We start from the raw sequence: 6,915 nt of genomic DNA, 5'->3' as shown, positions 1-6,915 counted from the left end.
TCGGCGCCGCGGCGAGCGCCGCCGCCCTCCGGGTCGGCGAGCAGCTCGTCGGGCCGGAGCGGGCCCTCGACGCCGCCCGCACGCTCACGGCGTGGGTGGCGGGCTTCGTCATCATGGAGCTCAACGGCGGCTTCCAGCTGGGCGGCGACGTCGACGGGGCGTGGGACTTCGGGGCCGAGCGCGTCCTCGCGGCCCTCGCCGCGCCTCCTGCGGTCTGATCCGTCCCCCGCGACCGCCCGGCCTGGCGCTCTGCTCAGTCGAGCGGTGCGTGCGGGTACGAGGAGGCGCGGTGCTGGAACTCGAGGATCGCCTCGTTCTCGACCCGCCCCTCCGCGATCTCGACGGCGCGGCGGATCGTGTCGGACGCCGCCCACGAGGTCGGCCCCTCCATGACGGTGCGGAGGAACGGGAGGAGGGCTTCGCTGATCTCCCACGTCGTGGAGTTCCAGAGGAGCGACGGGCTGTGGTCGACGGCGTAGTAGTTCGTGGTGGCGCCCACCGTGACGAGCGGCTCGGCGAACGTCGTGGCGCGGGCCCAGTCGAAGCCCATGCCCTCGTCCACCGAGACGTCGACGATGAGGCTGCCGGGGCGGAAGGCGTCGAGGTCGGTCTCGCGCAGGTAGGTGAGCGGGGCGTTCGGGTCCTGGAGGGTGCAGTTGACGACGATGTCGGCGGCGGCGAGGAACGGAGCGAGGGCGACCGGCCCGTCGGGGGTGTTCACGGTGCTGGCGCCGGGCGTCTCAGGGTCGTGTTCGAACTGGAAGATGTCGACCGACGGGATCGGCGAGCCGACGGCGGCGATGTTGCGGTTCGTCAGGACGCGCACGTCGTGGATGCCGTGGGCGTTGAGGGCCGTGACGGCGCCGCGGGCGGTGGCGCCGAAGCCGATGACGACGGCGCTGAGGCGACGGCCGTAGTCGCCGGTCGAGCCGCAGAGCTGGAGGGCGTGCAGCACCGAGCAGTAGCCGGCGAGTTCGTTGTTCTTGTGGAAGACGTGCAGACCGTAGCCCCCGTCGGACTGCCAGTGGTTCATGGCCTCCCACGCGATGAGGGTGAGCCGTTTGTCGATGGCGAGCTGGGTGATCTCGCGGTCCTGGACGCAGTGCGGCCAGCCCCAGAGGGTCTGACCGTCGCGCAGGCCCTCGAGGTCGGCGGCCTGGGGCTTGGGCAGCAGGACGACGTCGCTGTCCGCGACGATCTGCTCGCGGTCGGCCATCGCCACGAGGGGCTCGAGGTCGGCGTCGGGGATGCCGAAGCGCAGGCCGTAGCCGCGCTCAAGGGTCATGTTCGCCCGCAGGTCGGCATCGATGCGGTCGAGGTGGGCAGGGTGGATCGGCAGGCGCCGCTCGTCGGGCTTGCGCGAGGTGGCCAGGACGCCGAGGCGCAGCAGTGCGGGGGCGCCGGAGGTGGTGCCGGTGGGCGGGGAATCCGTTTGGCTCATGCTTGAGAGTAGATGAGTGGCGCTCGCCCCCGAGCCGGAGGGTCAGTTGTTGAAGCGGAACTCCACCACGTCGCCGTCCTGCATGACGTATTCCTTGCCCTCGATGCGGGCCTTGCCGGCCGAGCGCGCCTCCGCGATGGAGCCGGTCTCGACCAGGTCGTCGAACGAGATGACCTCGGCCTTGATGAAGCCCTTCTCGAAGTCGGTGTGGATGACCCCGGCGGCCTGCGGGGCCTTCCAGCCCTTGCCGATCGTCCAGGCGCGGGTCTCTTTCGGGCCGGCCGTCAGGTAGGTCTGCAGGCCCAGAGTCTCGAAGCCGATGCGGGCGAGCTGGTCGAGACCGGACTCGTCCTGGCCGAGCGACGCGAGCAGCTCGGCGGCGTCCTCGTCGTCGAGGCCGATCAGCTCGGACTCGACCTGCGCGTCGAGGAAGATGGCCTCGGCCGGCGAGACCAGGGCCTGCAGTTCGGCCTTGCGCGCCTCGTCGGTGAGGACGGCCTCGTCGACGTTGAAGACGTAGATGAAGGGCTTCGCCGTGAGCAACCCGAGTTCGCGGATCGGCTCGAGGTCGATGCTCGTGGCCGAGAGCGCCTCGCCTCGCTCGAGCGCCTCCTTGGCGGCCACGGCCGTCTCGTGCACGATCGGCTCGACGCGCTTCAGCCGCAGCTCTTTCTCGTACCGGACGAGCGCCTTCTCGACCGTCTCGAGGTCGGCGAGGATCAGCTCGGTGTTGATCGTGCCCATGTCGCTCTCGGGGTCGACCTTGCCGTCGACGTGCACGACGTCGGGGTCGTCGAAGCCGCGCACGACCTCGGCGATGGCGTCGGCCTCGCGGATGTTCGCCAGGAACTTGTTGCCCAGGCCCTCGCCCTCGCTCGCCCCCTTGACGATGCCGGCGATGTCGACGAACGACACCGGCGCGGGCAGGATCTTCTCGCTGCCGAAGAGACCGGCCAACACCTGGAGGCGCGGGTCGGGCAGGTTGACGATGCCCACGTTGGGCTCGATGGTCGCGAACGGATAGTTCGCCGCCAGCACCTGGTTCTTGGTCAGGGCGTTGAACAGGGTGGACTTGCCGACGTTGGGCAGTCCGACGATCGCGATAGTGAGAGCCACGAGGGTCAAGCGTACCGGGCCTGCCGAGCCGTGCCGTCGGAACCGGGTCCGCTGTGGAGGGAACGGTCGCCCACCGCGCCTGTGGAGGCGGTGTCGGAGGCGCGTGAGAGCATGAGTCAATGCCCATCGACTTCACCGCGATCGACTTCGAGACCGCAAACTCGAGCAGCGCCAGTGCCTGCTCCGTCGGCCTCGTCAAGGTCCGCGACGGTGTCGTCGTCGACAAGGTCGGCTGGTTGATCCAGCCACCCACCGGGCACGACGAGTTCTCCGAGTGGAACACCCGCATCCACGGCATCGTCGCGAACGACGTCGTCGGCGCCTTCGGCTGGGCCGAACAGTTCGAGCTGCTCGCCGACTTCGCCGGCGACGACGTCTTCGTCGCCCACAACGCCGGCTTCGACATGGGCGTCATCAAGGCCGCCTGCGCGGCGACCGGGCTCACCCCTCCCCCGTGGTCGTACCTCTGCAGCCTGCAGGTCGCCCGCAAGACCTACTCGCTCGACTCGTACCGGCTGCCGGTCGCCGCGACGGCCGCCGGGTTCGACGTCTTCTCCCACCACGACGCCCTCGCCGACGCCGAGGCCTGCGCGGCCATCGTCGCCCACGCCGCACTGTTCCACGGTGCCTCCGACCTGGCCGAACTCGCGACGATCGCGTCGGTCAAGGTGAAGGTGCTGCAGCCGGCCGGGGCGCCGACGGCGCCCGCCGTGCCCCGGGCCGACCGACGCCCGATGGCCTTGGGCTAGGCGCCTCCTCACGCCAGTCCGACGCCCCCGGGGCGCGTCGGTCTCTCCCGACCCCATCGCGTCGACTCCCGACCGGTGTCGGTGGCCGCTGCCACACTTCCGCCATGCCCCTTCCGCTCGCGCTGTTCCTCGCCCTGCTGCTCGGTCTCGTCCTCGGCGTCGCCGTCGGGGCACTCGTCGCCCGTACCCGCGCCGCGGAGGCGACGGCACGCCTGTCGTCCGACCTCGCCGCAGCCCGCGCCGTGGCCGACGCGTCGCGCGAGCGCCTCGAAGGTCAGGACGACCAGTACCGTCGACAGATCGCGCAGCAAGAAGACCGCCTCCGCGAGTTCCAGGACCGCCTCCGCGACGTCCGCATCGCCGAGGCCGAGAGGGCGCGCACCGACGGTCAGGTGCTCGTCGCGCTCAGCCCGGTGGCCGAGAGCCTGCAGGCCGTCCAGCAGAAGGTGGCCGAGCTCGAAGCCGAACGCACCCTCCAGTACGGCGCCCTCAGCGAGCAGCTCCGCACCGCCGCCGAATCGGGTGAACGGCTCCGCGGGACGGCCGAGTCGCTGGCCTCCGCGCTGAAGTCGAACAGCACGCGCGGCGTCTGGGGCGAGACCCAGTTGCGCAACGTCGTGCAGGCAGCGGGTCTCGTCGAGCGCGTCGACTTCGACGTGCAGACGTCGATCTCGTCGGACGCCGGCTCCGGTCGCCCCGACATGGTGGTGCACCTCCCCGGCGGCAAGAACATCGCGGTCGACGCCAAGGTGCCGTTCTCCGCCTACCTCGAGGCCAGCGCCATCCCCGCATCCGCCACGGGCGACGAGGGCGCACGACGCGACCAGCTGGTCCGGCAGCACGTCAAGGCGCTGCGGGCCCACGTCGACGCCCTGGCGGGCAAGACGTACTGGGCCGGGCTCGAGTCCTCGCCCGAGCTGGTCATCGCGTTCATCCCGAGCGAGTCGCTCGTGTCGTCCGCCCTCGAGGCCGACCCGGCCCTGATGGACTACGCCTTCCAGAAGCGCGTCGCCCTCGCCTCGCCCGTGACCCTCTGGTCGGTGCTCAAGACCGTCGCCTTCAGCTGGCAACAGGACGTCGTCACCGCCGAGGCGAAAGAGCTCTTCGACCTCAGCCGCGAACTCTACGGTCGACTGTCGACCATGGCCGGCCACGTCGACAAGCTCGGCCGGTCGCTGCGCGCCGGCGTCACGGACTACAACCGGTTCGTCGGGTCGCTCGAGCGGACGGTCCTCCCGTCGGCCCGTCGGCTCAGCATGCTCGACGAGTCCAAGGTCCTCGCGACCCCGACGACCGTCGAGGAGTCCCCCCGAGAACTCACCGCCCCCGAGCTCGCGTCGGCTCTCGGTGACCGCAGCACCGACCACGACTGACCCCTGATGCGGCGAACGCCCGGCCGAGGCCGGGCGTTCGTCGTGTCAGGCGGGTGTCGCGCCGATCAGGCCTTCTCGCCGTACCACTTCGAGACGAGGTGGTCGGCCTCGACCCGGCGGATGGTGCCCGAGTGCGAGCGCAGCACGATGCTCGAGGTGCGGATCATGCCCTGCTTGCGCGTGACGCCCGCGACGAGCGCGCCGTCGGTGACACCCGTGGCGACGAAGTACGCGTTGTCGCCCGTGACGAGGTCGTCCTGGTCGAGGACGCGGTCGAGGTCGTGACCCGCGTCGATCGCCTTCTGGCGCTCGGCGTCGTCCTTCGGGGCGAGGCGGGCGAGGATCAGGCCGTCGAGGGCCTTGACCGCGCAGGCCGTGATGATGCCCTCGGGCGTGCCACCGACGCCGACGCACATGTCGATGCGGGAGTCGGGACGGGCCGCGTTGATCCCCCCGGCGACGTCACCGTCGAGGAGCAGCCGGGTCGACGCGCCCACAGCCCGGATCTCGGCGATGAGGTCGGCGTGACGGGGACGGTCGAGCACGGCGATCTGCATGTCCTCGACGGCGATGCCCTTGGCGGCGGCCAGGGCGGTGATGTTCTCGCCGATGGGACGGTCGAGGTCGATGATGCCGCGGCCCTCGGGGCCCGTGACGATCTTGTCCATGTAGAAGACGGCGCTGGGGTCGTACATGCTGCCGCGGTCGCTGACGGCGATCACCGAGAGGGCGTTCATGCGTCCCGCCGCGGTGAGGCTCGTGCCGTCGATCGGGTCGACGGCGATGTCGCAGGCCGGGCCGAAGCCGTTGCCGACGTGCTCGCCGTTGAAGAGCATCGGGGCTTCGTCCTTCTCGCCCTCGCCGATCACGACCACGCCGTCGAACGCCACCGTGCCCAAGAACTTGCGCATGGCGTCGACCGCGGCCTTGTCGGCGGCGTTCTTGTCGCCCTTGCCGATGAACGGCGCCGAACGGATCGCGGCCGCCTCGGTGGCCCGGACCAGTTCCATGCCGAGGTTGCGGTCGGGGTGCGAGTAGAGGGTTCCGGAATCCGTGTCAGCCATGCTCCGGATCTTACCCGCGCCGCGCCTCCCGACCGGGCTCCGACGACCAGGACGAACAGACGTGCGCTGACTAGGGTAGATGAGCCACCAGCCGTGATCGAAGGAGATTCAATGCCCGTCGCAACCCCCGAGCAGTACGCCGAGATGCTCGACAAGGCGAAGAACAAGGGCTTCGCCTACCCCGCCGTCAACGTCTCGTCGTCGCAGACGATCAACTCCGTGCTGCAGGGCCTGACCGAGGCGGGCAGCGACGGCATCATCCAGGTCACCACCGGCGGCGCCGACTACTTCGCCGGCCACACCGTCAAGAACCGCGCCGCGGGCGCCATCGCCTTCGCCAAGTTCGCGACCGAGGTCGCGAAGAACTACCCGGTGACCGTCGCCCTCCACACCGACCACTGCCCGAAGGACGCCCTCGACGGCTTCGTGCTCCCGCTCATCGCCGCCTCCGAAGAAGAGGTCCGAGCCGGTCGCAACCCGCTGTTCCAGTCGCACATGTGGGACGGCTCGGCCGTCCCGCTCGACGAGAACATCTCGATCGCGCAGGACATGCTGAAGCGCACCAAGGCCATCAACGCCATCCTCGAGGTCGAGATCGGCGTCGTCGGCGGCGAAGAAGACGGCGTGCAGCACGAAGGCACCAACGACGCGCTCTACACCACGGTGGGCGACGTCACCCGCGTGGTCGAGGCGCTCGGCCTCGGCGAACACGGCCGCTACATCGCCGCCCTCACCTTCGGCAACGTGCACGGCGTGTACAAGCCGGGCAACGTCAAGCTGCGTCCCGAACTGCTCGGCGAGATCCAGCAGGGCATCCAAGAGAAGTTCGGCACCGCCGCGAAGCCCCTCGAACTCGTCTTCCACGGTGGTTCGGGGTCGTCCGACGCCGAGATCGCCGAGGCCGTCTCGAACGGCGTTGTCAAGATGAACCTCGACACCGACACGCAGTACGCCTTCAGCCGGTCCATCGCCGACACCGTGTTGAAGAACTACGACGGGTTCCTCAAGATCGACGGCGAGGTCGGCAACAAGAAGCAGTACGACCCCCGCGCCTGGGGCAAGGTCGCCGAGAGCGCCATGGCCGCCCGCGTCGTCGAGGCGACGAAGCAGCTCGGGTCGTACGGTCAGTCGGCGAGCTGACCCGCGCCTCCTGGTCGCACGACGAAGCCCCC

Annotated in this window: 7 protein-coding genes; 4 read left to right on the top strand and 3 right to left on the bottom strand. The window is 70.1% G+C overall.

Annotation, left to right across the window (positions count from 1 at the left end; all coding sequences use genetic code 11):
• On the top strand, positions 1-218 hold a 218-nt coding region (locus IFT36_RS05445; protein ID WP_200412601.1), incomplete at its 5' end, for a TetR-like C-terminal domain-containing protein.
• Positions 219-253: 35 nt separating this feature from the next.
• Here the strand turns inward: IFT36_RS05445 and IFT36_RS05440 are convergent.
• On the bottom strand, positions 254-1,441 hold the full coding sequence (locus IFT36_RS05440; protein WP_056048773.1) for a N(5)-(carboxyethyl)ornithine synthase: 1,188 nt from the start codon (positions 1,439-1,441) through the stop codon (positions 254-256).
• A 42-nt stretch (positions 1,442-1,483) separates the two neighbouring features.
• On the bottom strand, positions 1,484-2,557 hold the full coding sequence (ychF, locus tag IFT36_RS05435) for a redox-regulated ATPase YchF (RefSeq protein WP_043597911.1): 1,074 nt from the start codon (positions 2,555-2,557) through the stop codon (positions 1,484-1,486).
• Positions 2,558-2,676: 119 nt separating this feature from the next.
• Between ychF and IFT36_RS05430 the strand changes: the two genes are divergently transcribed.
• Both IFT36_RS05430 and IFT36_RS05425 read left to right on the top strand, forming a co-directional pair.
• Positions 2,677-3,306 carry an exonuclease domain-containing protein gene (locus tag IFT36_RS05430; RefSeq protein WP_123571586.1) on the top strand — a complete coding sequence of 210 codons (630 nt, stop codon included), beginning with the start codon at positions 2,677-2,679 and terminating at the stop codon, positions 3,304-3,306.
• A gap of 104 nt (positions 3,307-3,410) precedes the next feature.
• Positions 3,411-4,679: a DNA recombination protein RmuC gene (locus IFT36_RS05425; RefSeq protein WP_123571587.1), complete on the top strand. Its 1,269-nt coding sequence runs from the start codon at positions 3,411-3,413 to the stop codon at positions 4,677-4,679.
• A gap of 65 nt (positions 4,680-4,744) precedes the next feature.
• On the opposite strand, the gene glpX is transcribed toward IFT36_RS05425, so the two are convergent.
• Positions 4,745-5,743: a class II fructose-bisphosphatase gene (glpX, locus tag IFT36_RS05420; protein ID WP_043597850.1), complete on the bottom strand. Its 999-nt coding sequence runs from the start codon at positions 5,741-5,743 to the stop codon at positions 4,745-4,747.
• A 111-nt stretch (positions 5,744-5,854) separates the two neighbouring features.
• Between glpX and fbaA the strand changes: the two genes are divergently transcribed.
• Positions 5,855-6,883 (top strand): class II fructose-bisphosphate aldolase, encoded by a 1,029-nt coding sequence (gene fbaA / locus IFT36_RS05415; protein ID WP_123571588.1) that lies wholly within the window; start codon positions 5,855-5,857, stop codon positions 6,881-6,883.
• Positions 6,884-6,915 lie beyond the last annotated feature (32 nt).

The sequence above is a fragment of the Frigoribacterium sp. CFBP 13605 genome (assembly GCF_014839405.1).
Lineage (GTDB): Bacteria > Actinomycetota > Actinomycetes > Actinomycetales > Microbacteriaceae > Frigoribacterium.
This window is presented reverse-complemented; position numbering and strand designations above follow the sequence as displayed.